Genomic DNA, 23,080 nt, shown 5'->3' on the forward strand with positions numbered 1-23,080 from the left:
GTAGAACGGACTTCGATCACGTTTGTGATCGCAAACTCTGAGTTGTCGAGCAGTCGGGACACAGGCCCCAGTAAATGACCTCGGCTTCGTCGAGAACGAAACCGTTGTGCGCCGACGGCGTCAAACACGGTGCCTCTCCGACTGCGCAGTCGACATCTGCAACGACCCCACAGGACCGGCAGACGACGTGATGATGGTTGTCGCCGACGCGTGACTCGTACAGCGCCACCGATCCGGACGGTTGGATCCGCCGTATCAGCCCGGCGCCGGTGAGAGCGTGCAACACGTCGTAGACCGCCTGCCGCGACACCCCCGGCAGAACAGCCCGCACAGCATCGAAGACAGTCTCGGTGGCTGCGTGTGGGCGTGCATGCACAACCTCGAGCACCGTGACTCTGGGACGAGTCACGCGAAGCTCAGCGTTACGCAGTTGGGCTGCATAATCCGGCGTCGAAGGCACCTTTCCACTATTGCGCAATCTTCTGGACTGAACCCAGACTTTCGCGAAAATCATCGCTGACAGGGCCCTCCCGACCGATTCGTCCGTGCTGGAAGTGAGCCGGATTCCTCGCTGTTTCTCACGCCCCCAACAGCGCCTTCAGGTTTGTTGCGCGTCGACGCGTCCTGCTGTGTGGTTCCACAAACTCCGACAATCTCCCCTTCGTCCAACTACCGTGAAAGGGAGAATCCGCCGAGGTCAGGAGTGCTCGTGCCCAAACTGGAGATCAAGAGGAAGTCAGAACTCTCACGGCAGGAAGTCGCCGACCGACTCATCGCCCTCGGCCAAGCCCTCGCCAGTGGGTCGGAAGTGGAGCTGGGGTCGGGTGGGGACTCGATCGAAATCAGTGTTCCGGAACAGGTTCGGTGGGAACTCGAGATCGAAGTCGACGGCAACGAAGTCGAGATAGAAATCGAGATTCACTGGCGCGACGACCCTCAGGAAGAATCGGAAGAGAAGTCTCCGCCTCCCACCAAAGCAGTTCGTCGCAGCCGAGCACGCAAGAGCACTGCCACATAGGCCGAACTCGAACACGGTTGTCAGGCACTTACGGAGACGCCGACACCTCGAGAGACACGACGCGCAGCAGTGCTCGGAGATCACTTTCGATCCGTCGAAACAGTTGATACACAACGATGAATCCGGCGATCCCGCCCAAACACAACGCACGGACTGTTGCGTTGAGTTCCTCACCGGCACCCGAACCGACAAAACTGAGCCCCGCGATTCCCACCAGTGGAACCGACGCCGCGACTGCGAGGTAACGCGTGCTGCTCCGACCCAACGAGCGAATATCGCGTCCGTCGTCGCTTCGTAACTCGCCGTGTGACAACAAGATCGGATACAGACATCGAACCGAGTAGTACGTCAGGATGAAGAACGGATACGCGACTGCGACGGCGCCGCACACCGCCAGCGACGACATCAGGTGCACGTAGGCCCGCTGCGGAATTCCGCCGGCGGCAATCTGCAATGCGACCGGATATGCGATACCGGCCAGAACCCACAGACCGAATGCGATCACGACCGCGCGATGTCCGACGTTCAGCGTCGCAGTACGCGCTTTGTTCAAGACCTCCGCGCTGTACGTCTGACCGTTGCGCAGTCCGTGAGGCACGGTGAGTGCAAGCCGACACCAATACAGGATCGCTGCGGCACCGAGAGAGAACGCAGCCACCCCGATGACCAGATGAACCTGCTCGAGATGCTGCTGAGCCTGCGGCGAGAGACCCGAGATGATCAGCATCTTGTTGTAGTAGTAGTTGTAGCCCGCCGCAAGAAGATTCGGAATTCCGATCGCGGCAAGCACTATCGGCAGCGCCCACTTCCACAACGTCGAACGTGGACTCCCTTCCGGTGGGTCCACCAGATTGCGAGCAGACCGGTCCAGACACAGTGCGAACTGACGAGCCAACTTTCGGCCGCCAGACCACCTTCCGTCTCTCTCCGGCGAGAGAGACTTGACCAGAACTCGGCGCAGCGCCGGCGGACAGTCGTCCGGTAGCCGTGCCTCGGCTGCGGGATCCACCCCGCGCCGGCGGGCCTCGAGCGCCTTCTTGGGCGACGGTGGGCTCTCCCCCGTACCGTCGTCCGTGAAAGGCCTACTCCCGGTGAGGAGTTCCCACAACATCACGCCCAGTGCATAGATGTCGCTACGGGTGTCGAGTGTGCCAGGCGCCCCCACCGCACAGGCCTCCAATTGCTCCGGAGACATGTAGGCAAGCGAGCCTCCGACAAAACATGCAGCGTCCTCGGTCGAGACCTCCTCACTCGAGCTGACGTTGAAGTCGGCGAGCTTGGGGATGCCTTCGACGCTGAGCAGGACATTCGCCGGCTTGATGTCCCGATGTAATACGCCGTGCTCACGCGCATACTCGAGGGCATCGGCCAGTCGCATCCCCATCCAGGCCACGGTCTCCGGCCACGACATCGCAGCGATCTCGCTCCTCAGGCTCGTCTCGCTGGGCTTCATCTCTCCCTTCTTCGCCAGGGTCTTGTCGATGGCGTCGAGAAGTAGTTGTCCGGACCGCTGCGCCTGCGGTGTCACGCGGACAAGTTTGACCACGTCGAGCAGGGTCCCACCCGGCACGTATTCCATGAACAGGACTCGCAGTGCGCGTTCCCCGAGCAACCGTTGATCGAAGACCCGGACGATGTTGGGATGGTCGAGCTGGGCGAGAGTCTGAGGCTCGACTCCGACGTTGCGCGAGATTTTCAACGCAACCCACCGCTGCATCGAGAGTTGCCGAGCGAGGAACACTCGGGCGAATGCGCCGTGCCCGAGTTCCAACACCAGCTCGAAATCGTCCAGGTGCTGCCCGATTTCGAACTCGTCGAAACCCGACAGTCCCAACATCATCACGTCTTCGCGACCGGCCATCGAATCACGGTCGAACATCTGCTCGAAACTCTCTGCCTGCAAGGGAAACTCGCTGAGGTACTCGGCTGCTGCGACGTCCTCCCCACCCTGCTTCCGCAGCCGGAACTCCTCGTACAGGAGCTCGGCCGGTAATGGTTCTTCGAGTAATTCGGGATACTCGGCACAGTAATCCGTGAGCCGTTTCGGGCAATCATTTTTCAGCCAGCGGTACTCCATGTCGATTCCGACCAGTTCGATCAGCGCCGCCCGACGAATCTTGGCTGGATCAGGCAGATAGTCGCTCAGGTCGGACGGGGTTCGTCCCTCCTCCCAATCCGCCACAAGGCGGCCGAGGCCGTCTGCACCGTTCTGGCCGTCACGCATCACCGGCAGCGTTGAGGGGCGCAACTCGGTGACGGTGCCCCGTTCGGTCAGGGGCCCGCTCGCGATTGTCGCGTCACTGGCCTGCGCACCACGTTCATTCATGACACTTCTGTTCCGCACCTCGATCACAATGAATCGGAGTGACTCACTTCAGCGTAACCCCGGTGGTACTCCAGACCCCAGCGAATCTATTCGGCGTGAACTGCCGACTCCGTGCCGATGCGAACGAGTTCGTCGCGCTCTTTGATTTTGATCCGATCACGCCCATGCTTCACACCGAGGGCACGTTCGGCGGCATCGATGCGAAGCCATCCGTCCCAATCGACGGGCACCACTCTGCCGGCCCTGAGGACCTCCGCGATCCGGCCGTGGCCGGCTCGACGCTCGTATGCCGAATCCAACTGTCGCAGCAAGGTTTCGACGGTTTGGCGTGCATCAGGCCGAGCCGCACCGATCAGCCCGGCGGCACCTCGCTTCATCCAGCCCGTCACGAACAAACCTGCGATCGGCGAGCCGCTCTCGTCGACCGCTGCGCCGCCCTGGTGCGCAACATTGCCGCGTCCGTGATCGAAAGGCACCCCGGCAAGTGGCGTCCCGAGAAATCCGATTGCCCGGTACACAGCTTGAACCGGATAGTCGGTACAGATACCCGAAGCGGTGACGTGACCGTATCCGTCCGGGACTGTCCGCTCGACGCGGAGTGCCTCGACTTTCCCGTTGCCGAGAATCTCCACGGGCTGTCGGTAGAAGTGCAGGTGAACTCGACGCTGGGCAGTTCGGTCGGCAGGCGCAGTGTCCGCGAAACCACGGAGTGTCTCGACTGCCAGTCGGGTGTGCACCAACTGTTTGGTCATCCGCTCGACATGCCGGTCCGGTACGACATCGACAGAATCGACGACAACATCTACGCCGGGTAGTTCACCGAGAGCGCGCAACTCGTTCGGGGAGAAGCGAGCGTCGGCTGGTCCGCGCCGGACAAAGATGTGTACTTCGCGAACTCGACTGCCGGCGATCCCTTCCCGAACTTGGTCGGAGACGTCCGTGGCCTGCAGCGATTGCGCCTCGGCGAGGAGCATACGGGTGACGTCGAGTGCGACGTTGCCACCTCCGATCACTGCGACCGATTCCGCGTTCAGCGGCCACTGCGGCGAGCTGTCCGGGTGATCGTTGTACCAACCGACAAACTCGGCGCCACCGAAAGAACCTGGAAGCTCGACGCCGGGAATGTCGAGAGGTGCATCCCGCGGCGCACCGGTTGCAATGATCACGGCATCGTAGGACGAACGTAGGTCATCGACGGAAAGGTCCTTTCCGATCTCCACGTTGCAGAACAGCCGGAACTCACTCGCGACCAGCGTGGTGTGCAGAGAATGGGCGAACTTTTCGGACTCGGGGTGCCCTGGTGCGAGACCGTAGCGCACCAGTCCGTACGGCGTCGGTAGACGCTCGAACACGTCTGTCTTGGTGCCGGGCGCAAGTTCGGCGAGAGCGCCGGCGGCGTGGATTCCCGCCGGCCCCGCTCCGACGATCGCGACACTGAGCGGTGGTGAGAAGAATCGGGGCGCCGCAGGCGGGGATACCGCTGGACCTCTGGCGTTGATCATCCCCCGAGGCTAGGACCTCAACTGCGCTGGAGATCAAGTCCGCTTTCAGCAGCCCGCTTTTCAGTAACCTTGCTCTGCAGGCTTGTGCTCGGTTGTGTAGCGGTAGAAGTCCGCTAGTTGGAGTTCGCCGGCAGCTGCCTCGTCGACTATGACGGTCACGTGTGGATGCAGCTGCAGCACCGACGCCGGGCAGAATGCCGAGACCGGACCTTCGACCGCGGCCCGGACGGCGGGCGCTTTGCGGGCGCCGTCCGCGATCAGGACGAGATGCCTTGCATCACTGATGGTTCCGAGCCCTTGCGTGATCACATGATGCGGTACGTCGGCTGGGTCTGCGAAGAACCGTGCATTGTCGGCGCGGGTCCTCTCGGTCAAGGTCTTCACTCGGGTGCGCGATGCAAGCGAGGAGGAGGGCTCGTTGAAACCGATGTGTCCGTTCAGGCCGATGCCGAGGATCTGCACGTCGATGGGACCGTTTTCGGCGATGGCAGCGTCGTAACGCCGGGCCGCGTCACTGGGATCCGCGGCCCCGCCGTCGGGGCTGAACACTCGCGCATTGTCGATGTCGAGGTGATCCACGAGTTCCGTGCGGATGGTGTGCGCGTAGGACTGCGGCTGATCGGACGTGAGACCTACATACTCGTCGAGAAGATACGCGCTCATCGCCGCGAACGACACTCCCGATTCTCGATGCCTCTTGATCAGCTCTCGATACGTGTGCAGCGGTGACGATCCGGTCGCGAGGCCGAGCGTCCGCGCTCCGTTTTCGATTGCGCCGCACACGATATCGGCAGCGATTCGCCCGCCGTCCTCAGGACTGGGAACTATGACGATTTCCATTCAGACTTCCTCACTGCTCTTGCCGGCTCCGACGATGGCCTCACGTACCGAACCCGAAGCGCGGTCCAACAGTTCGGTTGCTTCGGCGAAGTCGCATTCGGCCAACAACATGACGACCGCTGCCTTCACATGACCATCGGCATCGTCGATGGTCTCCGCAGCGATCTCGGTATCGACTCCGGTGGCTGCCGCGACGATCCGGTTCGCACGATCGACAAGCTTGGCATTGGTCGGCCGAAGATCGACCATCAGATTGTGGAATGCCTTCCCGGAGCGAACCATACTCGCCGTGGAGAGCATGTTGCACACCATCTTCTGCGCAGTTCCGGCCTTGAGCCTCGTCGATCCGGTGAGGATCTCGGGGCCGGTCTCCACTTCGATGGCCACGCCGGCGTGAGAACTCATTGCCGCGTTCCGGTTGCACGAGACTGCCACTGTTGCAGCGCCGAGTTCGCGGGCGTGATCGAGTCCCCCGATGACGTAGGGGGTACGACCGCTGGCAGCCAGACCCACCACGACGTCGTTGGCGTTCAACGAGATTGCGTCGAGATCGACCCCAGCCGCTCGCGGATCGTCCTCTGCCCCCTCGACGGCGTTCAGAAACGCTCCTGGGCCACCGGCGATGATGCCGATCACCTCGCCCGGATCGGTCCCGAACGTCGGAGGGCATTCCACTGCGTCGAGAACTCCCAGACGCCCACTTGTCCCCGCTCCCAGGTAGATCAGTCGACCACCTTGTGCTCGGGCCGCGACGATCAAGTCGACTGCGGCTTCGATGGCGGGTAGTACCGCTGCCACCGCGCCGGCCACGATTGCGTCCTGTTGATTCATCACCGTCAGCAGACCCGACACCGACATGACATCGAGATCGCGGGTCAGAGGGTTGGGTCTCTCGGTGGAGAGCATTTCCAATTGCATTGTGGCGAGTCCTCCTCGATCGATATTCATTACGACGACTCCTCGTCAGTACTCACAGCGACGACTCCTCGTCAGTACTCACAGCGACGACTCCTCGTCAGTACTCACAGCGACGACTCCTCGTCAGTGCCGCTTCGAAGCAATGGCATCATGGCTTCGTTGCAGAGCAGAGAGTGCGCTGGGCAGCGAGTGCGCCACCATCGCAAAAATTGTGTCGACTACCAACAGCTGACCGGTGCGGCTTGCCATCGCAGCCGATCGGAAACCGAATTCTCTACCGGCAGTGAGCAGAACGTGATGTGACTGCACGGCGAGCGTCGATCGTACCCCTCCGGTGATCGCAGCCGTCGACGCCCCGGTTCGACGCGCAAGGGCAAGTGGTTCCACGACATCCGAAGTCTCACCCGAATGTGAGATCCCCACTGCGATGTCGTCCGGTCCGAGCAAGCTGGCGCTGACCATGGCCGCGTCTCGGTCGAGATGAACCCGGCAGTTGACGTCGATGCGAGAGAGCTTCAACGTGAGGTCTTGCGCGACGATGCCAGAGGCGCCGATGCCGTAGACCTCGACGCGGCGGGCGGATCGAATCCGGGACACAACTTCTTCGAGCGCAGCAGGATCTGTCAATTGCGCCGTGCCCTTGAGTTGTTCGGATTCGAACTCGGCGAGCTTTGCCATCACCTCACCGGCCGAGTCGGCAGCAACGATGTCCACACCGAGCGGAATCGTGTTCTCTGTACCGGACCCGCTGATCGCCGCCAGCGCGAGACGAAGCTGTGGATAACCCTCGAAACCGAGTCGTTTGGCTGTGCGGACCACTGTCGCCGTGCTTGTCGACGCTCGTTCGGCGAGGTCGTTGACCGTCAGGGTGGAGGCCAGACTGGGGTCGGCTTCGATGATTTCGGCGATCCGCAGCTCGGCAGGCGAGAGGCTACTCAGTGATGCACGAATACGAGCAAGCAGGTCGACGGACGCCGGAGCACTCCGGTCCAAAGTCATAACGCCTCGATTCGCATCGTTTTCGGAGCTGACGGCACCGATGTGATTCTAGGCAGCCCACGGCTTCCTGGCGTCAGAGATCCGAGCACACTGGCGTGACGCGCACCGGTGCACGAAGCGATGCTTCCAGGCAATCCGTGTGCGGTGAGATAGCCGAGAACCGCGAAAGCCAATGCTTCCTTGATGTCGGAAGTGACGCCGAGCTCGTCCGAAGAGACAAGCGCGATGTCGCCCAGTTCGTCACGGAGCATCGCCATCAACGTCGGGTTCTTGGTGCCACCGCCTGACACCACCACTTCGGTAGCCGCCAGCGCTTTGACGGAATCGGCGACGGTCCGGGCGGTCAGTGCAGTCAGTGTCGCGACGATGTCGGCCAGAGACAACGACTCGTAGCCCCGCAGTGCGGCGAGCAGGTAGTCCCGATGGAACAATTCCTTGCCTGTGCTCTTGGGAGCGGGCTGCGCGTAATACGGTTCGCTCAGTAGTTGTGCGAGCAGATCGACGTTCGGTGTGCCCGCTGCGCCCAGAGCACCTCCGAGATCGAACCACTGCTCCCCCGCGGTGAATTCGCTTACCGCAGCGTCGATCAGCGCATTTGCGGGGCCGGTGTCGAAGGCAATCGGTACTGCGGCACCATCTGCCGTCGATGTCGGGACGCCACCCGGAGCAGTGACGTTCGCGATGCCACCGAGATTGAGCGCGACGGAACCCGAAGTTCTTCCGTTGAGCCACAATACGTCGAATGCGCTGACAAGTGGTGCGCCCTGACCACCCGTCGCCACGTCGCGAGAGCGCAGGTCCGACACGACCGTGCATCCGGTCTTCTCGGCTATCCAGGCCGGCTGCCCGAGCTGGAGAGTGCCTTTTACTTGCGCTCCTTCGACCCAGTGGAACATCGTCTGACCATGTGAGGAGATCAATTCCGCACTGCCACCGCACAGTTCCTCGTTCGCCCGCGCAGCGACGGCCGCAAATGCCTGTCCGATCTCGGTGTCAAGTTGGCAGATCTGACCGACAGTGGTGGACGCCGGCGGGACCGCAGCCGCCACCGCAGCCCGCAACTCACCGGAATACGGTTCGCTGACCATGCCCAGTGGGGTGAGCACAAGAGTGTCCCCGTCGATCCGGATGTCTGCTGCGGCAGCATCGATAGCGTCGTACGAAGTACCGGACATCAGGCCGATGACTCTCATGAAATATCCCTTACTCGGATCGTTTCGGCATTCGGAAAAGCTGCGGTCAGTCGACGAGTGCCCGCTTGTGGGCATTTCCTCGCAAGGTACTCAAGGCGATCGCACTGACGGCGCACGTTGCCATCACGAAGTAGGCCGGAATATCGAGATTGGAAGTTTCCTTGATCAGCCACGTGATGATCAAACCGGCGCAGCCCGAAAAGACCGCGTTGGACAGGGAGTATGCGAGTCCCAATCCGGTGTACCGAACCGAGGTGGGGAACATCTCGGAGAGCATGGCGGGTCCGGGTCCGGCAACAAGTCCCACTGCGGCGCCGGCGGCAAACACTGCAAATCCCTTGGCTGTCAAAGACGTCTGCTCGTTCTGCAGGACGTTGAGCAGCGGCAGAGCCAAGACCAGAATTATCACGGTGCCGGTGAGCATGACCGCGCGTCGTCCGATGCGATCGCTGAGTCCACCCGCGATCGGAATGGTCACCGCGAAGCCCGCATTGGCGAGCACGGAAGCAACAAGTGCCTGATGAAAAGTCGCGTTGAGCGAACTCTGAAGATAAGTCGGCATCACGACGAGGAACGTGTAACCGGCAGCAGACCACCCCATCAACCGCCCGATTCCGAGCAGAATCGCCCTGGCCGTCTCTCCGACAGTCGGCTGCACTACCGGCGCCGGCGCATCAGCTGTCGGTTCGGACTGGACTGATCGAGCACGCTCGAACGACGGCGTTTCTTCGAGCCGGAGCCTGAGCCACAGGGCAACCAGCCCCATCGGCAGTGCAAGGAGGAACGGGATACGCCAGCCCCAGTCACCGAGCTGTGACGGGTCGAGGACAGTGGCGAGGAGTGCTGCGATACCCGCACCGGCGAGCAGTCCGAGTGCGACGGTGAACGACTGCCACGAGCCGTACAGCCCACGTCGTCCGGGCGGAGCGAACTCGGTCATCACCGACACCGCACCGCCGAACTCACCACCGGCCGACAATCCCTGCAGAATTCGAAGGACCGTCAAGAGAAGCGGTGCCAGAATTCCGACGCTCTCGTAGGTGGGGAGCACACCGATCAGGGTCGTCGCAGCCGACATCAGCAGAAGAACGATCACCAGGGTGGGACGTCGGCCGATGCGGTCACCGAGTCGACCGAACAGCGCGGCCCCCACTGGGCGGAAGAAAAACGCCAACGCAAACGACGCATACGTCTTGATCAGGCTTTCGAGGTCGCCGGAACCGTCGGCGCTGAAGAAGTTCGACGCGATGATTGTCGCGAAGAACCCGTACACACCGAACTCGTACCACTCGATGAAATTTCCGACGGAGCCGGCGACGAGCGCCCTGCGCCGTTTGAGCTGCGCACCATCGTTCCGTGTCTGCACTGTGATGCCCATGCCGTCCTCCGTTGACGAAACCCGAATATGCAACAAAGTTTCATCTGAACGGAGTAGAAATGTCAAGAAGTTTCACGATTGGATTTTTACTACGCCCCGAAGCCTTATGCTCCCGCGAACGTGAATGCCTCCGCCCGTTCGAACTGGTCAGTGGAGTCACCGGAATAGACGGTGCTCTCGTTCGGTCCGAGTCCGAGCCTTCGGACGGGTGTCCCTTCCGCGAGATCCATCGACGCCACGTCCACCCAGAAGGTATTGGGCGTCATCGCCGACTCGAAGAAATAGAGCGTGCGTTTGTGATCGACGACGGTGCGCCAACGGGTCGATGAAATGTTGGGCTCATCGGGAGTCGAAATACCCAGGGGCACCGACACATTCCGAATAACACTGAAGGTGGATGCCAACGCCGCCCGCGGATCGTCCGTCTGCGGTATCGCATCGACATAGAACGACGCCCGAGCGAATCTGTCAGCGGCACGGTTTGTTCCGGGCAGCATGACGGTCCCGTTGATCTGCTTCCAGTACTCGTTGACGGCGAGTTGCTGATCGAAGATCGGCGAATTGGTCATCACCTGGTACTCACGGCTGTGATGAATCGTCGGGCGTCCACCGACGTACTCGATGATCGCGCTGTCTCCCCCGGCGTCCGAGAGCGACATGTGCAGCGTTGCGAGGCGGTCTTCGCCGGGAACGGCAGCGGTCACTACCGTGAACGGTTCCGACGCGAGTACTTCGACCGCTTCCTGAACTGTCGCAAAGCGATCCAGGACGTATTGCGCCCACGCCGCGATCGACAATCCCGGGGTCGAACCGTCATACGTCGGGTACTCGGACTCGACCAACCACAAGAGATTGGCAGACAGCCCAGCCTCGTTGACCCCGTCGGTCGTGCACATGTCGTAGGCCGTCGCGACAACACTTCCGTATTTCGACGTCCACTGTATCGAGTTCGGACCTGCACAGCCCTCTCTGGTCATGCCGCGCGGGAATGCCCAGAGGTTTGTTCCGAGGTCGACCTTCCAATCCATCGATCGAGCAGTGATCACAGTGTCGTTGGGCCCCAAGTAGACCAAGCGTGTACACATCGAAAGCTATCCCTTCGTTACGGCGTGACGATATTGAAACTGGGATCGAAGGTATCGAGCAACCCTCCCAGCGTCTCGAGCGCTGATTCGTCTCCGTCGAGCGAAATCTGCCCGGCCTTGGCCAGTTCGGCGGCCGCGCCCGGTTGCAGAAGCGCTCCCACGAGCGCCGCCTTCGGGCCCGAGACCGTCAGTTGTGTGTTCGGTGACGCACCCTTACGTGCATTGAGGACACCGCGCTTGACCCACGCAGTCCATGCCTCGTCGCCGCGATCGGTGAACACGAAATCGATCCGCAGTTCCGCGTCGGTGGCCTTGTCGCCGATGAGATGTATTGCAACGAAGTCGAAGAGGATGTCGATGGGCATCGCGAGGACACTGTCCTGACTTGCCGTGACGTACGGGGCAGGCTGGGCGCCCTCGCGTAGTTCCAACGCGGCCGAGAGATAGATCCCACGCCACTGCGGCCCTTCGGCTTGATAGCCCATCTGCTCGTAGACGTCGGCTTGCAGGTTCCTCGCTTCGGCGTTCTCCGGTTGCGCGAACACCAACTTGTGCAGGATCTCTGCCGCCCATCGGTAGTCCGCGGCGTCGAATGCCCGCTTACCCTCGTCCAGGATCTTCTGCGCGCCAAGGAGATCGACGAACCTCTTCGCCGATTCGACCGGCGGATGAGGATGAAGCGACACCGGATCGCCGTCCCACATTCCCAGTTCCTTGGTGTACACGGCGCGAACGTCGTGGTGCAGAGTGCCGTGATATCCGCGGTTGTACCACTTGCGCCCGAGTTCGTCCGGTAGTTCGATCACCTCGGCAGCTTCGAGCGGCGTGTACCCCTTGTTCGCGAGACGGAGTGCCTGGTCGTGAATGTACTTGTAAGTGTCCCTTTGCGATTCGATGAACGGCACCAGGTTCTCGTTACCCCACACCGGCCACGTGTGCGGTCCGTAGTGAACAGCCGCGTCGTCTCCCCACCGTTCGAGAGTCTCGTCCAGATACCGCGCGAAGTTCCGAGCGTCGCGAGTGCGCGCACCTCTTAAGGTCTGGATGTTGTGGAGCGAATGATTGGCGTTCTCCGCACAGGTCAGCGCGGCGAGTTCTGGGATCCAGATGTGCATTTCCTCCGGGGCCTCGGTATCCGGCGCGTAGAGGAACTCGAATTCCAGACCGGCTATCTCACGCTTCGTTCCGGTCTCCGTGATGCTGTCAGTGGGGGAAATATACGAGACAAGTGGACCTTTCGTGCTGATCGTGCCGATGCCGCAGGTAACCATCCCTTTGGCATCGAGATCGAGCAATCCACCGAAGGCGTAGAAGGACCGTCTCGCCATGGCATTTCCGGCGACGACGTTTTCCCCGATCGCGAACTTGTCGAACGACGCGATCGTGCCCGGTGCGATGATCGGAACTCGCCCGGACGTCACGTCGTCCAGATCGACGATCCCTTTGACTCCGCCGTAGTGGTCGATGTGGGTGTGCGTGTAGATGATCGCCGAAACTGGCTTGTCGCTGACGTGCTCACGAATCATCTTCATACCCTGGCGCGCCGATTCGACCCCCGCCATACAGTCGATGACGATCAGTCCCTCGCCACCTTCGACAACCGTCAAATTTGCCAGGTCGTTGTTCCGTACCTGGTAAAGGCGATCCGTCACCTGATACAGACCACCTCGGCGCATCAGTTGTCCTTGACGCCACAGGCTCGGATTGACTGTCTCCGGCGCGGCAACATCGTCACCGAGGTATGCCATCGCATCAGGATCGAAGACCGTATGCCCGTCATCGGCGACAACCTTGCCCGGCAACGGAGCGATCAACCCTCGATCCGCGTCGGCAAAATCCTGCCGGTCGTCCATGGCATACCGTGCGACTGCCTCGCGATTCGCCGTGACTGTGGCCGGTGTTGCGTCCTTAGGTGTCTGGCACATGGCACTCCCCGCTCGGATACGACGATCTGATACCCCATCATCTGTATCGGTTGGGCACGCGCTTGGAATCACCCGCGCAGGGTGAAGCTCCCACGAACACGCGAGGTGATCAGCCGGGGAGTTCCTCGGAATTCCGGGATGCGAGTGCAATCACCAGGACCGCGATCCCACATCCGGCAACCAGGATCCATCCCAGCCTCGATGCCTGTGCGACGTCTACCGGTGCACTGCCGCCGATAATGCCACCGGCCAGCGCAACACCGAGAGCAGCACCGAATTGGCGTGCACTGGAGGTTATTCCACCAGCAAGCCCCGCCTGCGATCTCGGCAACCCGTTGACGGCGGTGTTGGTGATCGGGGCATTCGAGAACCCGAATCCGATACCGAGGAACAGGTAAGCGGCCAAGAGCATCGGAATCGCCGTGTTGTTGTCGAGCGAGACCAGGCACAGTCCACCGAGCGTCGTGAAACTACCGGCGATCAGCAGCGGTCGCCGCGGGCCGAAGCGTCCGACGAGTATTCCGGACAACGGCGCGCAGACCGTTGCCGCAACAGCCATCGGGAGGGTGATCGCGCCGGCCAGGGCCGGACTCATACCGCGGGAGTGCTGCAAGTAGAACGTGCCGAGCAGTAGCGTCGCGTTCAACGCCACGAACACCACGACAGCGCCGACCACAGCCGACGAGAACGGTCTGCGGCGGAAGAGTGCGAGATCCATCAGTGGCTCGCGCTTGCGTGATTCGACGCGGATGAATGCGGCCAACGCTGCAGCAACAACGACATACCCTGCCGTCGCCGCGGCAGAGAACCATCCGATTCGCGGACCCTCGATCAGAAGGGCAACCGCCCCGCCGACAAGAATCACCAGTAGCAACTGACCGGGAAGATCGAGTCGTCGCGACTGCTGCGCTCGGGACTCCGGAACAAACACAGCAGTCAAGACGAGCACGGCCAAGATCACCGGCACGTTGATCCAGAAAACCGATCGCCAGCCGAAACTTTCGATGAGCACGCCGCCGACGATCGGCCCTGCCGCCATACTCAGGCCGAAGACCGCGGCCCACACCCCGATTGCCTTGGCCCGCTCCTTCGGGTCGGTCATCACGTTGACGACGATCGCCAAGGCAACCGGACTGAGCATCGACCCGCCGACGCCTTGGACGATCCGCGCCGCGATCAACATCTCGACGGACGGAGCGAGCGCGCAGGCAATCGACGCCACCCCGAAGACGACGAGCCCGATCTGAAAGACTCGTCTCCTGCCGAAACGATCGGCCACTGCTCCGGACGAGATCAGCAAGCTCGCCAGGACGAGTGTGTATGCGTTGACGACCCATTCCAGACCACGGGTTCCGACGCGAAATCCCTCACCGATCGTCGGCAGGGCCACGTTGACGATGGTGGTGTCCAACCCGACGACGAACAGGCTCGTGCAGCAGATCGCCAGGATGCCCCATCGCCGCCCTGCATCGAGTCCGATCACTTGCGGTTCGATCCCGCTCGAAGGTTTCATGGTCGGACTCCATCTCTCGAAGTGCTCTGCCGTACTCGACTGTCGAAAGGATCGTTGCTCTCCAGCGTCCGAAGCCGGTAGAAATTTTGCGGAAACTGCAAAGATGGACGGCATGGATGCTGAATTCGAGCAGTTGATCACCGATATCGGACCGAGACTGCGCACGCTCCGACGCGATCGCGGATTGACCCTCGAGGGCCTGTCCGAAGCCACCGGCATCTCCGTCAGCGCACTCTCACGCCTCGAATCGGGTAAGCGTCGTCCCACCCTCGATCTGCTGTTGCCGCTTGCCCGAGCGCACCGGGTCGCGCTGGACCAACTCGTCGGCGCCCCCGCTACGGGCGATCCTCGGGTCCATCTCACCCCGAGCCGACGCAAGAACGGCAGTGCCGTCGTTCCGTTGACGCGCTATCCCGGCCGAGTGCAGGTCTTCAAGCAGGTGATCGGGCCGCGTCCACCGAAGCTCGTCACCCACGCCGGCTACGAATGGCTCTACGTCCTCGCCGGGGATCTGCGTCTCATCCTGGGGGCGAACGAGGTTGTCCTGCACCCCGGGGAAGTCGCGGAGTTCGACACTGCCGAGCCCCATTGGTTCGGGCCTGCCGATGAACAGGTGGTGGAGATCTTGCACCTGTTCGGCCCGCAAGGCGAGAAGGCACACGTGCGCACGAAGGTAAAGAACGCTCCTGCCTAAAGCGTGTTTATCGAAAGCTAGTTCACTGCATGTGTTTTCAGTCGGTTCGACAACGTATGAGCATACTCGAGGAGTAGCGTTCCCAACTCGGCATGACGCGCGGGCCGGAAGCGTGTTTCCACTCCGGTCAGGCTCAGCGCCCAGGCCGGGCGACCGTTGCGATCGAACACCGCGGCACCCATCCCCCAGCTTCCCTCGACGATGAGGGCTGGATTGACCGCGTACCCGGTGACACGCGTCGACTCGATTCGCTCACGGAGTGATGCCTCACTGTGGATCTCACCCCATTCCGATTCCAGATTCACTCGGGCGAAATAGTCGTCGACGTCCCGCGCCGGTAGATGGCTCAAGATGGCAAGCCCCGCCGACGCGACCCCCAACGGGAATCGCTTCCCCTCGTGCAGCACGTGAGATCGCAGTGGAAAACTGCCTTCCTGACTCAGGATGCAGACGGTCTCGTCACCTCGGCGTGCCGACAGGAAGGCGCTCTCCCCCGTGACCCGGGCAAGTTCGTCGACGACGTCGCGAGCCCGGTCGGTGATGTCGTACCGATTTCCGGCCGCCGCCCCCAGGAGGTACAACTCCGGGCCGAGAGACCACCGACCGGTTCGTGCGTCACGGTCGACCAGTCCTTCGGCAGCCAGGGACGTGAGCAGTCGGTGCGCAGTGGGCCGAGCGAGGCCGGTGACCTTGCCCAATTCCGTGGTGGAAGTGCCCGTTGGTTCGGACGCGCCGAGGGCTCGCAGAAGTGCAGCCACCCGCGCGACCACGGCCGGCGATTGCCCGTGAGTTGGCATGCAGCCATCCTAGCGTCCATTCAATGAACGAAATTCCTTCAGACGATCAGTAGTCGATCAGTTCTCGGTTGATGTTCGAGATTCCTTGAACCTGTGAACTGGAGATAGTTCACTGGATATCGAAGTGAGTGAGTGTCTACTCAATGAACGCTTGGCAGGGAGAGAACATGACAGCAAAGGTGTACGAGTCCGCAGCGGAGGCGGTCGCCGACATCGTCGACGGCGCAACGCTGGCCGTCGGCGGATTCGGCTTGTGCGGCATCCCCGACGTGTTGATCGACGCGATCGCAGCTACGAGTGCAACCCACCTCGAGGTGTTCTCCAACAACTGCGGCGTCGACGATCACGGTCTCGGAATCTTGCTGAGCGCCGGCCGTATCCGACGAGTGACCGCGTCGTACGTCGGCGAGAACAAGGAGTTCGCCCGGCAGTACCTGGCCGGCGAACTCGAAGTGGAACTGACGCCGCAGGGAACGCTCGCCGAGCGTCTGCGCGCCGGCGGAACCGGAATCCCCGCATTCTTCACACCGGCCGGAGTGGGTAGCCCCATCTCCGACGGCGGAATGCCATGGCGCTACGACGCCGACGGCTCGATCGCTATTGCATCGCCTCCGAAGGAGACTCGCGTCTTCGGAACCAAGCGTTACGTAATGGAAGAGGCGATCAACGCCGACTACGCACTCGTGCACGCTGTTCTCGGAGACACCGACGGCAACCTCGTGTTCGACAAGACCGCGATGAACTTCAACCCGCTCGCCGCGATGGCGGGACGGGTCACCATCGCGCAGGTGGAACGTCTGGTCGAGCCCGGTGAAATCGACCCGGCATCGGTGCATCTACCTGGGGTCTTCGTCCAGCGCGTAGTCCACACCGGCCCTCAGAACAAGCGAATCGAAAAGCGAACCGTCAGCGCTTCGGAAGGAACCTCACGATGACCGCACCAGTGACAGTGACGGGTTGGACGCGCCAGCAGATGGCAGCGCGGGCGGCTGCAGAGATGATCGACGGGGAGTACGTCAATCTCGGAATCGGCCTTCCCACACTGATTCCCGGATACCTGGGCTCGGACGTTCGTGTGGTCCTGCACTCGGAGAACGGAATTCTCGGCACCGGACCGTATCCCACCGAGGACAACGTCGATCCTGACCTCATCAACGCCGGCAAAGAGACCGTGACCGTCAACCCCGGTGCGGCATATTTTGATTCGGCCCTCTCGTTCGGGATGATCCGCGGCGGCCACATCGACACCGCAGTCCTCGGCGGTATGCAGGTGTCGAAGACGGGTGACCTCGCAAACTGGATGGTCCCCGGCAAGATGGTCAAGGGCATGGGCGGCGCAATGGACCTCGTCCACGGTGCCCGGCGTGTCATCGTCGTCATGGAGCACAACGACCGCGACGGCAACCCCAAGATCGTCGACGCGTGCACCCTGCCCCTGACCGGCCAGGGCGTGGTGAATCGGATCATCACCAACCTCGCCGTCATCGACGTGAGCGAAGAAGGTCCACTCGTCCTGCGTGAACTCGCCCCCGATGTCAGCGTCGAAGACGTAGTCGCCGCAACCGGCACCGAACTGAAAGTTGAACTGGCATGACCGACACGACCACTGTGATTGTTGCGGGAGCTCGTACCCCGATGGGTCGACTCCTCGGATCGTTGAAAGACCTCTCCGGGTCCGACCTCGGCGGCATCGCCATCAAAGGCGCCCTCGACAAGTCCTCAGTCGCACCCGAACAGGTCGACTACGTCATCATGGGACAGGTCCTCACCGCCGGCGCCGGCCAGATGCCCGCCCGCCAAGCCGCCGTCGCCGCAGGCATCCCCATGAACGTCCCCGCCCTGAGCATCAACAAAGTGTGCCTCTCCGGCATCGACGCCATCGCCCTCGCCGACCAACTCATCCGCGCCGGCGAATTCGACATCGTCGTCGCCGGCGGGCAGGAATCGATGTCCCGCGCACCCCACATGCTCGAAAAAAGCCGCGAAGGCTTCAAATACGGCGACGTCACCCTCCGCGACCACATGGCCTACGACGGCCTCCACGACATCTTCACCGACCAGGCCATGGGCCTGCTCACCGAACAGGTCAACCAACAAGAAACCGCCCACATCACCCGCGCCGAGCAGGACGCCTTCGCCGCCGCCTCACACCAGAACGCGGCCCGCGCCTGGAAAGACGGCCTCTTCGACAACGAAGTCGTCCCCGTCTCCATCCCCCAACGCAAGGGCGAGCCCATCGTCTTCGCCCAGGACGAAGGCATCCGCGCCGACACCACCACCGAATCCCTCGGCAAACTGCGTCCCGCGTTCAGCAAGGACGGCACCATCACCGCCGGCTCCGCCTCCCCGATCTCCGACGGCGCCGCCGCCGTCGTGGTGATGAGCAAAACCAAAGCCGAAGAACTCGGCCTGACCTGGATCGCGGAAATCGGCGCCCACGGCGTCGTCGCCGGACCCGACTCCACCCTCCAGTCCCAACCCGCCCGGGCCATCGCCAAAGCCTGCGCGAAGGAAGGCATCGACCCCACCGACCTCGACCTCGTCGAAATCAACGAAGCATTCGCCGCCGTCGGGATCGCCTCCACCCGCGAACTCGGCCTCGACCCCGCCAAGGTCAACGTCAACGGCGGCGCCATCGCCGTCGGCCACCCCCTCGGCATGTCCGGCGCCCGCATCGCCCTGCACCTCGCCCTCGAACTGCAACGCCGCGGCGGCGGCATCGGCGCAGCCGCACTCTGCGGCGGCGGCGGACAAGGCGACGCACTCATCATCCGCGTCCCCAAGGCCTGATTACTTCCTGCTGACCAGACAGGTCGCCGAGCCCTCATCATGCTCGGCGACCTGTCTGTTTCGTGCCGGAGGTTATTGGTGATCGAGCGTCGTCGAGCGGTTACGCAGCAACGTCTCGATCTCCGATCGCCGGTACCTCCGATGCCCGCCAAGCGTTCTCAGAGTGCCGACTTTGCCCTCCCTCGCCCATCTGGACACCGTGGTCCTGTCGACGTGGAACAGTGCTGCAACCTGTTTGGTCGTCAGCCACTCGTCGACAGGTGCTGTGTGCTCTTCTTCTCGGCTCATTGACAGTCATTCGTAGCTGCCGACTGAAGGGATGGGTCCGACGATGAATTGGCAACCCCTGGCGTGCTGTGAAAGACTCGCTGCAAAACTTTACTATTCCTTGGGGAAATAATGTCGAAGTCGGTAACTCTGATCCGTTCCACGTCACTCTCTTCGGTGGCTGAATATGCCTATGCAGCAACGGCTCCCGCCGAGGCCCGACTGATCTTCCTGGCCGGATCCTGCCCGTTGAACGAGGACGGCTCTACTGCCGCCATCGGTGACTACGCAGGACAGGCAGCCAAGGCCGTCGACAACCTGAGAACAGCTCTCTCGGACGCGGGCGCGTCCATCACCGACGTGATCAACACCCGCGTCCTGGTGGCGTCGAGCAATCAAGCCGACCTCGTTGCGGCGTGGGAGGTAGTCCGCGACGCGTTCGGTGATCACGACGCCCCGAGCACTCTGATGGGTGTGACCGTTCTCGGTTACGACGATCAACTGGTCGAGATCGAGGCAATCGCGGCCGTCGTCGACTGAACTCGAACCGAACCGGGCGTTCCTACCGAGGATCTTCGTGAGCAAGGGCCCGGTAGCCCTTTGCCCCCGCACGATCCACTGCGGCTCGCACAACAGCGAAGATGGCTCCCTGCAGGGCTGCGGCGATCAGGACTTCCTTGCTCGACCTGCTCAAGTCTTTGGGCTCGGGCGCATTCTTGTCGTCACCGATGCGCTTCCACACCTGCTGGAAGACAGCGCCGGCCAAGATGCCGCCCAGGACGCTGGTCGCCAGTGAGAGTGGCTTGTACATCGCTTTCGATACTGCGCTCATTGCGCGGATCCTCCGTGGTTCGATACGTACCGCCTGAGCGGCTGACCGACTCTCACTACCCAGCAGGCGAGGTGTCGAAACATTGCTCCGGCAAGGCACGAAGACGACTGTCGCACGTTGTGTTCCACGGGTTTGCCACTTCTCGAGCCGGGTAGGATCGTCTTAGCGAAAGAAGGTTGTGTAAGTCATGGAAAACTACAGAATCGAACTACCGGACGGTACAACGGTGATGGAAGATTTCGTCTCGGATCGCGCCGCAATCGCATACGCGGTCGATCTGAATCACGGTTGTAGCGAGAAAGTCTCGGTATTCCGTATCACCGCCGAGGGAGAAACCATCCCGACTCGGATGTGCCCCAAGCCGAATCCTGGTTCTCGGCGTCGCGCGCGAAGCGTCCGATAGAAGCCGGTCAAGAAGCGTCGAGGCGCGGAAAGAGCGTCTCCCTTGCAAGCAGCAGCAAGGCCGCAGCGACCGGAATCGCCAGCAACGCACCGACAATACCGAGCAACGCTCCACCCAACAGAACCGCGACAACGGTCACCAGTGCCAGGACCGCTACCGTCTTCCCGATGATCTTCGGAACGAGCAGGTAGTCCTCGAGCAGACGTAACGCAATGAAGAACGCAACTGTCGCCAATGCCGTTGGGACAGAGACTGTCAGGGAGACCAGGGCGACGACAACCCCTGCGATCGTGGAACCGACTATCGGAATCAGATCGAGCAGAGCGACCAGCAGCGCCAGGATCAACGGATACGGCACGTCGAAGATCAACAACCACGCGAAGGTGCACACTGCGGTGATCACGGAGATCAGAACATTGCCGAGGACGTACCCACCCACACCTGCCAGTATCTGATCACCGATGGCGATTGCTCGTGGCCGCCGCGAATGTGGCACCAGCCGATACAGATTCGTGCGGATTCGTGGGTAGTCGATCAAGAAGTACGTCGTCAGTACAGCAACGATTCCAGCGTCGGCGACTGCGCTGAACACCGCCCGCCCCGCTCCGAGCAAACCCGTCGCGAGCGCAGACCCCGAACCGTCCAGTTGGGTGGTGAGGTGCTCCTCGAGGTGATACTTCTCGTCGAGGTCGCTGACGATCGGATACCGGTCACGAATGTGTGTCAGAAGTTCGGGAGCGTGTGATGCGAACTGACGTCCCTGCTCGACCAGCGGGGTGATCGCAGCAACCAGAAACAGCGCCAACATCACTGCAATTCCGAGGAGTACCACGGTGACTGCGATCCAGCGTCGGAAATGTCTCCGCTCCAGCCAGACGATCATCGGTTCGATGCCCACCGCGAGAAACAGCGCGACCACGATCAGGATCAGCATGCCTCGCGCCGCCAGGAGCACTTCGATCACCGCGTACGTCACGGCAACACCGGCCGCCGCGCTCAGACCGATGAAGAACGGTGAACGACGATCGAACCTCGGCCCCGGTTCGCCCAGCGGCCGGACGGGCGTCGCCAATGCTGCGGCTTCACGTTCGGCTTCCGCCATCGGATCTGCCGCTTTGACTTCACTGTCGGAATCCGGTGAGGTGTCCGCGGAACTGGGATCCATTCAAGCCACCTCACGATCCGCGCGACTTCCCGGCACGGGAGTGAGTACCCGTGCCGTGGCCGGATCAACCTCGAGGCTTCTCCGCTCCGCTTCGGGTCAGCGCGAGACCGGTTCCTACCACTCCGATGATCGACACAGCGATGGCGATGCTGGGCCAACCGTCGCTCTGCCAGTAGACGTCGTCGAGAGTGATCAGTAACGCAGCCTCGTCGACGATGAGCCCGAGTGCGATGCCCAACGCGATGCCCATCCATGTTCTTGCGCGAGGGCTTCGGTCTACGAGTCCGAAGATCGCCACCCCGGCCAACAGCAGAATTCCCCATAAATAGTGATGCAGATGAGTGCCACCGGCGCTGATGTCGCCGACGTCCCTGGTGTCGATCTGGATCAACCACGTCACCAGACGTGCTCCGCCGAACGTCAACGTGAAGGCCACCCACGCCAACACCAAACCGCGGCGCGATTCGTCAACCTGATTCCATCTGCGAGGGAATCTGAATCGCTCGGCAGATTTCTCTTCGTCATGGTCTCGAGAAAGCATCCTTCATGTTTACCCGATGCCGCTCAGATCGATAATTTGGGGTAGAGAGACCGAAAACCAGTTGGAGCACAAAAGCGGTACCCGATCTCCGAAGAGATCGGGTACCGCCTTCTCAACTACTCGCGCAGTATTGATCAATACCAGACTTTTCGTCCGCCCACTGCGCGCCCGGTAGCACCGAGGATGGACAAAACTGCACCTACGACGACCAAGATGATGCCGACGGTGGTCAGAATGCTCAACCCCGTGAAAAAGCCGATCAACGCCAGAATAATGCCGAGAACAATCATGTGAGAACCTCATCCGGTATGCGTATCAAAATGATCTACTCAACTGACGCTACTACAGAAACTTCACAATCGATAAATCCGATAAATACATTCATAAATGCGAAACTCGTATTACTACCCAATAGCGCCTCCGTTAAAACATCAGCCTTTCTCTTATCTCTACCTCACAGTTCCACGTCCTCGATCTTCGCCTCGACCGCCGGCGTGATGTGGCTCAACACGCAGCGCCAACGACCGTCTCGCCGCGCGAACACGTCGGTGGTCCACTCGTCGGCGTCGTATTGTCTGCCGCCGTAGTGCGCGGTATTGACGATCAGCGTGGTGAACAGTGCGACGTCACCGAAGAAACGCACGCGAGCGCTCCCGACGCGGTCCATCGCCGCATGAGTCAGGTCGCCCGAGGCCACGAAGCCCAGGAACTCCGCTTTGGTCGACACTCCGGATTCCGAGACGATCACCCAGTCGTCTGCCATGAAATCGCCGATCCGTTCGGCGTCGTTCGAGCACATCGCGACGTTCCACTCGTCTGCGACAGCGACCAATGCCGCACTCTCCTGATCCGACATGTCTTCTCCCTCTACCGTCGTCACCCTCGGCGGGTGAT

General features: G+C 61.7%; 25 protein-coding genes. 7 read left to right on the top strand and 18 right to left on the bottom strand.

What is annotated here, in order from left to right; translation table 11 throughout:
• Window positions 1-16: 16 nt before the first annotated feature.
• On the bottom strand, window positions 17-460 hold the full coding sequence (locus tag ABIE52_RS15710; protein ID WP_192712027.1) for a Fur family transcriptional regulator: 444 nt from the start codon (window positions 458-460) through the stop codon (window positions 17-19).
• Window positions 461-709: 249 nt separating this feature from the next.
• Here ABIE52_RS15710 and ABIE52_RS15715 point away from each other — a divergent pair, with 249 nt between their 5' ends.
• On the top strand, window positions 710-1,018 hold the full coding sequence (locus ABIE52_RS15715) for an amphi-Trp domain-containing protein (protein ID WP_192712026.1): 309 nt from the start codon (window positions 710-712) through the stop codon (window positions 1,016-1,018).
• 28 nt (window positions 1,019-1,046) lie between these two features.
• Here the strand turns inward: ABIE52_RS15715 and ABIE52_RS15720 are convergent, their stop codons facing one another.
• From ABIE52_RS15720 to ABIE52_RS15765, 10 genes are all read right to left on the bottom strand, one after another.
• Window positions 1,047-3,344: a serine/threonine-protein kinase gene (locus tag ABIE52_RS15720; RefSeq protein WP_192712025.1), complete on the bottom strand. Its 2,298-nt coding sequence runs from the start codon at window positions 3,342-3,344 to the stop codon at window positions 1,047-1,049.
• A gap of 86 nt (window positions 3,345-3,430) precedes the next feature.
• A complete protein-coding gene (locus tag ABIE52_RS15725) occupies window positions 3,431-4,846 on the bottom strand; it encodes an FAD-dependent oxidoreductase (protein WP_081557466.1) in 1,416 nt (471 codons plus the stop codon).
• A 60-nt stretch (window positions 4,847-4,906) separates the two neighbouring features.
• Window positions 4,907-5,686: a glucosamine-6-phosphate deaminase gene (nagB, locus tag ABIE52_RS15730; protein ID WP_003941456.1), complete on the bottom strand. Its 780-nt coding sequence runs from the start codon at window positions 5,684-5,686 to the stop codon at window positions 4,907-4,909.
• A complete protein-coding gene (gene murQ, locus ABIE52_RS15735) occupies window positions 5,687-6,604 on the bottom strand; it encodes an N-acetylmuramic acid 6-phosphate etherase (protein WP_047269010.1) in 918 nt (305 codons plus the stop codon).
• 123 nt (window positions 6,605-6,727) lie between these two features.
• Complete coding sequence (locus ABIE52_RS15740) at window positions 6,728-7,603, bottom strand: MurR/RpiR family transcriptional regulator (RefSeq protein WP_047269009.1); 876 nt, start codon at window positions 7,601-7,603, stop codon at window positions 6,728-6,730.
• Window positions 7,600-8,796: an anhydro-N-acetylmuramic acid kinase gene (locus ABIE52_RS15745; RefSeq protein ID WP_007726417.1), complete on the bottom strand. Its 1,197-nt coding sequence runs from the start codon at window positions 8,794-8,796 to the stop codon at window positions 7,600-7,602. Before ABIE52_RS15745 ends, ABIE52_RS15740 begins: the two co-directional genes overlap by 4 nt.
• A 46-nt stretch (window positions 8,797-8,842) precedes the next feature.
• Complete coding sequence (locus tag ABIE52_RS15750; RefSeq protein ID WP_042452397.1) at window positions 8,843-10,174, bottom strand: MFS transporter; 1,332 nt, start codon at window positions 10,172-10,174, stop codon at window positions 8,843-8,845.
• A gap of 104 nt (window positions 10,175-10,278) precedes the next feature.
• Window positions 10,279-11,259 carry a linear amide C-N hydrolase gene (locus ABIE52_RS15755; protein ID WP_042452399.1) on the bottom strand — a complete coding sequence of 327 codons (981 nt, stop codon included), beginning with the start codon at window positions 11,257-11,259 and terminating at the stop codon, window positions 10,279-10,281.
• 17 nt (window positions 11,260-11,276) lie between these two features.
• On the bottom strand, window positions 11,277-13,184 hold the full coding sequence (locus tag ABIE52_RS15760) for an alkyl/aryl-sulfatase (protein WP_042452401.1): 1,908 nt from the start codon (window positions 13,182-13,184) through the stop codon (window positions 11,277-11,279).
• A 109-nt stretch (window positions 13,185-13,293) separates the two neighbouring features.
• Entirely contained in the window at window positions 13,294-14,697 is a 1,404-nt protein-coding gene (locus ABIE52_RS15765) for an MFS transporter (RefSeq protein ID WP_042452402.1), read from the bottom strand.
• A 112-nt stretch (window positions 14,698-14,809) separates the two neighbouring features.
• Between ABIE52_RS15765 and ABIE52_RS15770 the strand changes: the two genes are divergently transcribed.
• The gene (locus ABIE52_RS15770) at window positions 14,810-15,391 is read left to right on the top strand and encodes a helix-turn-helix domain-containing protein (protein ID WP_042453490.1); all 582 of its coding nucleotides are present in this window, start codon (window positions 14,810-14,812) and stop codon (window positions 15,389-15,391) included.
• A gap of 17 nt (window positions 15,392-15,408) precedes the next feature.
• Here ABIE52_RS15770 and ABIE52_RS15775 read toward each other — a convergent pair whose 3' ends face one another.
• Entirely contained in the window at window positions 15,409-16,188 is a 780-nt protein-coding gene (locus ABIE52_RS15775; protein WP_192712024.1) for an IclR family transcriptional regulator, read from the bottom strand.
• 167 nt (window positions 16,189-16,355) lie between these two features.
• Between ABIE52_RS15775 and ABIE52_RS15780 the strand changes: the two genes are divergently transcribed.
• From ABIE52_RS15780 to ABIE52_RS15790, 3 genes are read left to right on the top strand one after another with little or no spacing between them, the layout of a single operon-like run.
• Entirely contained in the window at window positions 16,356-17,123 is a 768-nt protein-coding gene (locus ABIE52_RS15780; protein ID WP_179090791.1) for a CoA transferase subunit A, read from the top strand.
• Window positions 17,120-17,782: a 3-oxoacid CoA-transferase subunit B gene (locus ABIE52_RS15785; protein ID WP_007726396.1), complete on the top strand. Its 663-nt coding sequence runs from the start codon at window positions 17,120-17,122 to the stop codon at window positions 17,780-17,782. Before ABIE52_RS15780 ends, ABIE52_RS15785 begins: the two co-directional genes overlap by 4 nt.
• Window positions 17,779-18,978: an acetyl-CoA C-acetyltransferase gene (locus tag ABIE52_RS15790; protein WP_192712023.1), complete on the top strand. Its 1,200-nt coding sequence runs from the start codon at window positions 17,779-17,781 to the stop codon at window positions 18,976-18,978. Before ABIE52_RS15785 ends, ABIE52_RS15790 begins: the two co-directional genes overlap by 4 nt.
• Before the next feature lie 72 nt (window positions 18,979-19,050).
• On the opposite strand, the gene ABIE52_RS15795 is transcribed toward ABIE52_RS15790, so the two are convergent.
• Window positions 19,051-19,266, bottom strand: a complete 216-nt coding sequence (locus ABIE52_RS15795) for a BldC family transcriptional regulator (protein ID WP_003945782.1) — start codon at window positions 19,264-19,266, stop codon at window positions 19,051-19,053.
• A gap of 111 nt (window positions 19,267-19,377) precedes the next feature.
• On the opposite strand from ABIE52_RS15795, the gene ABIE52_RS15800 reads away from it, so the two are divergent.
• A complete protein-coding gene (locus ABIE52_RS15800; RefSeq protein ID WP_019747226.1) occupies window positions 19,378-19,785 on the top strand; it encodes a RidA family protein in 408 nt (135 codons plus the stop codon).
• Between the two features lie 22 nt (window positions 19,786-19,807).
• Here ABIE52_RS15800 and ABIE52_RS15805 read toward each other — a convergent pair whose 3' ends face one another.
• A complete protein-coding gene (locus tag ABIE52_RS15805; RefSeq protein ID WP_003945929.1) occupies window positions 19,808-20,077 on the bottom strand; it encodes a DUF4235 domain-containing protein in 270 nt (89 codons plus the stop codon).
• Window positions 20,078-20,264: 187 nt separating this feature from the next.
• On the opposite strand from ABIE52_RS15805, the gene ABIE52_RS15810 reads away from it, so the two are divergent.
• Window positions 20,265-20,480 carry a hypothetical protein gene (locus tag ABIE52_RS15810; protein WP_003945874.1) on the top strand — a complete coding sequence of 72 codons (216 nt, stop codon included), beginning with the start codon at window positions 20,265-20,267 and terminating at the stop codon, window positions 20,478-20,480.
• 7 nt (window positions 20,481-20,487) lie between these two features.
• Here ABIE52_RS15810 and ABIE52_RS15815 read toward each other — a convergent pair whose 3' ends face one another.
• From ABIE52_RS15815 to ABIE52_RS15830, 4 genes are all read right to left on the bottom strand, one after another.
• Window positions 20,488-21,645 carry an AI-2E family transporter gene (locus tag ABIE52_RS15815; RefSeq protein WP_192712022.1) on the bottom strand — a complete coding sequence of 386 codons (1,158 nt, stop codon included), beginning with the start codon at window positions 21,643-21,645 and terminating at the stop codon, window positions 20,488-20,490.
• A gap of 64 nt (window positions 21,646-21,709) precedes the next feature.
• Window positions 21,710-22,186 carry a hypothetical protein gene (locus ABIE52_RS15820; RefSeq protein WP_003945539.1) on the bottom strand — a complete coding sequence of 159 codons (477 nt, stop codon included), beginning with the start codon at window positions 22,184-22,186 and terminating at the stop codon, window positions 21,710-21,712.
• A 134-nt stretch (window positions 22,187-22,320) separates the two neighbouring features.
• Entirely contained in the window at window positions 22,321-22,476 is a 156-nt protein-coding gene (locus ABIE52_RS15825; RefSeq protein WP_003945564.1) for a DUF6131 family protein, read from the bottom strand.
• 164 nt (window positions 22,477-22,640) lie between these two features.
• Window positions 22,641-23,042: a nuclear transport factor 2 family protein gene (locus ABIE52_RS15830; RefSeq protein WP_192712021.1), complete on the bottom strand. Its 402-nt coding sequence runs from the start codon at window positions 23,040-23,042 to the stop codon at window positions 22,641-22,643.
• Between the last annotated feature and the right edge of the window lie 38 nt (window positions 23,043-23,080).

This window comes from Rhodococcus sp. OAS809, assembly GCF_040546695.1.
GTDB classification, from domain to species: Bacteria; Actinomycetota; Actinomycetes; order Mycobacteriales; family Mycobacteriaceae; genus Rhodococcus_F; species Rhodococcus_F qingshengii.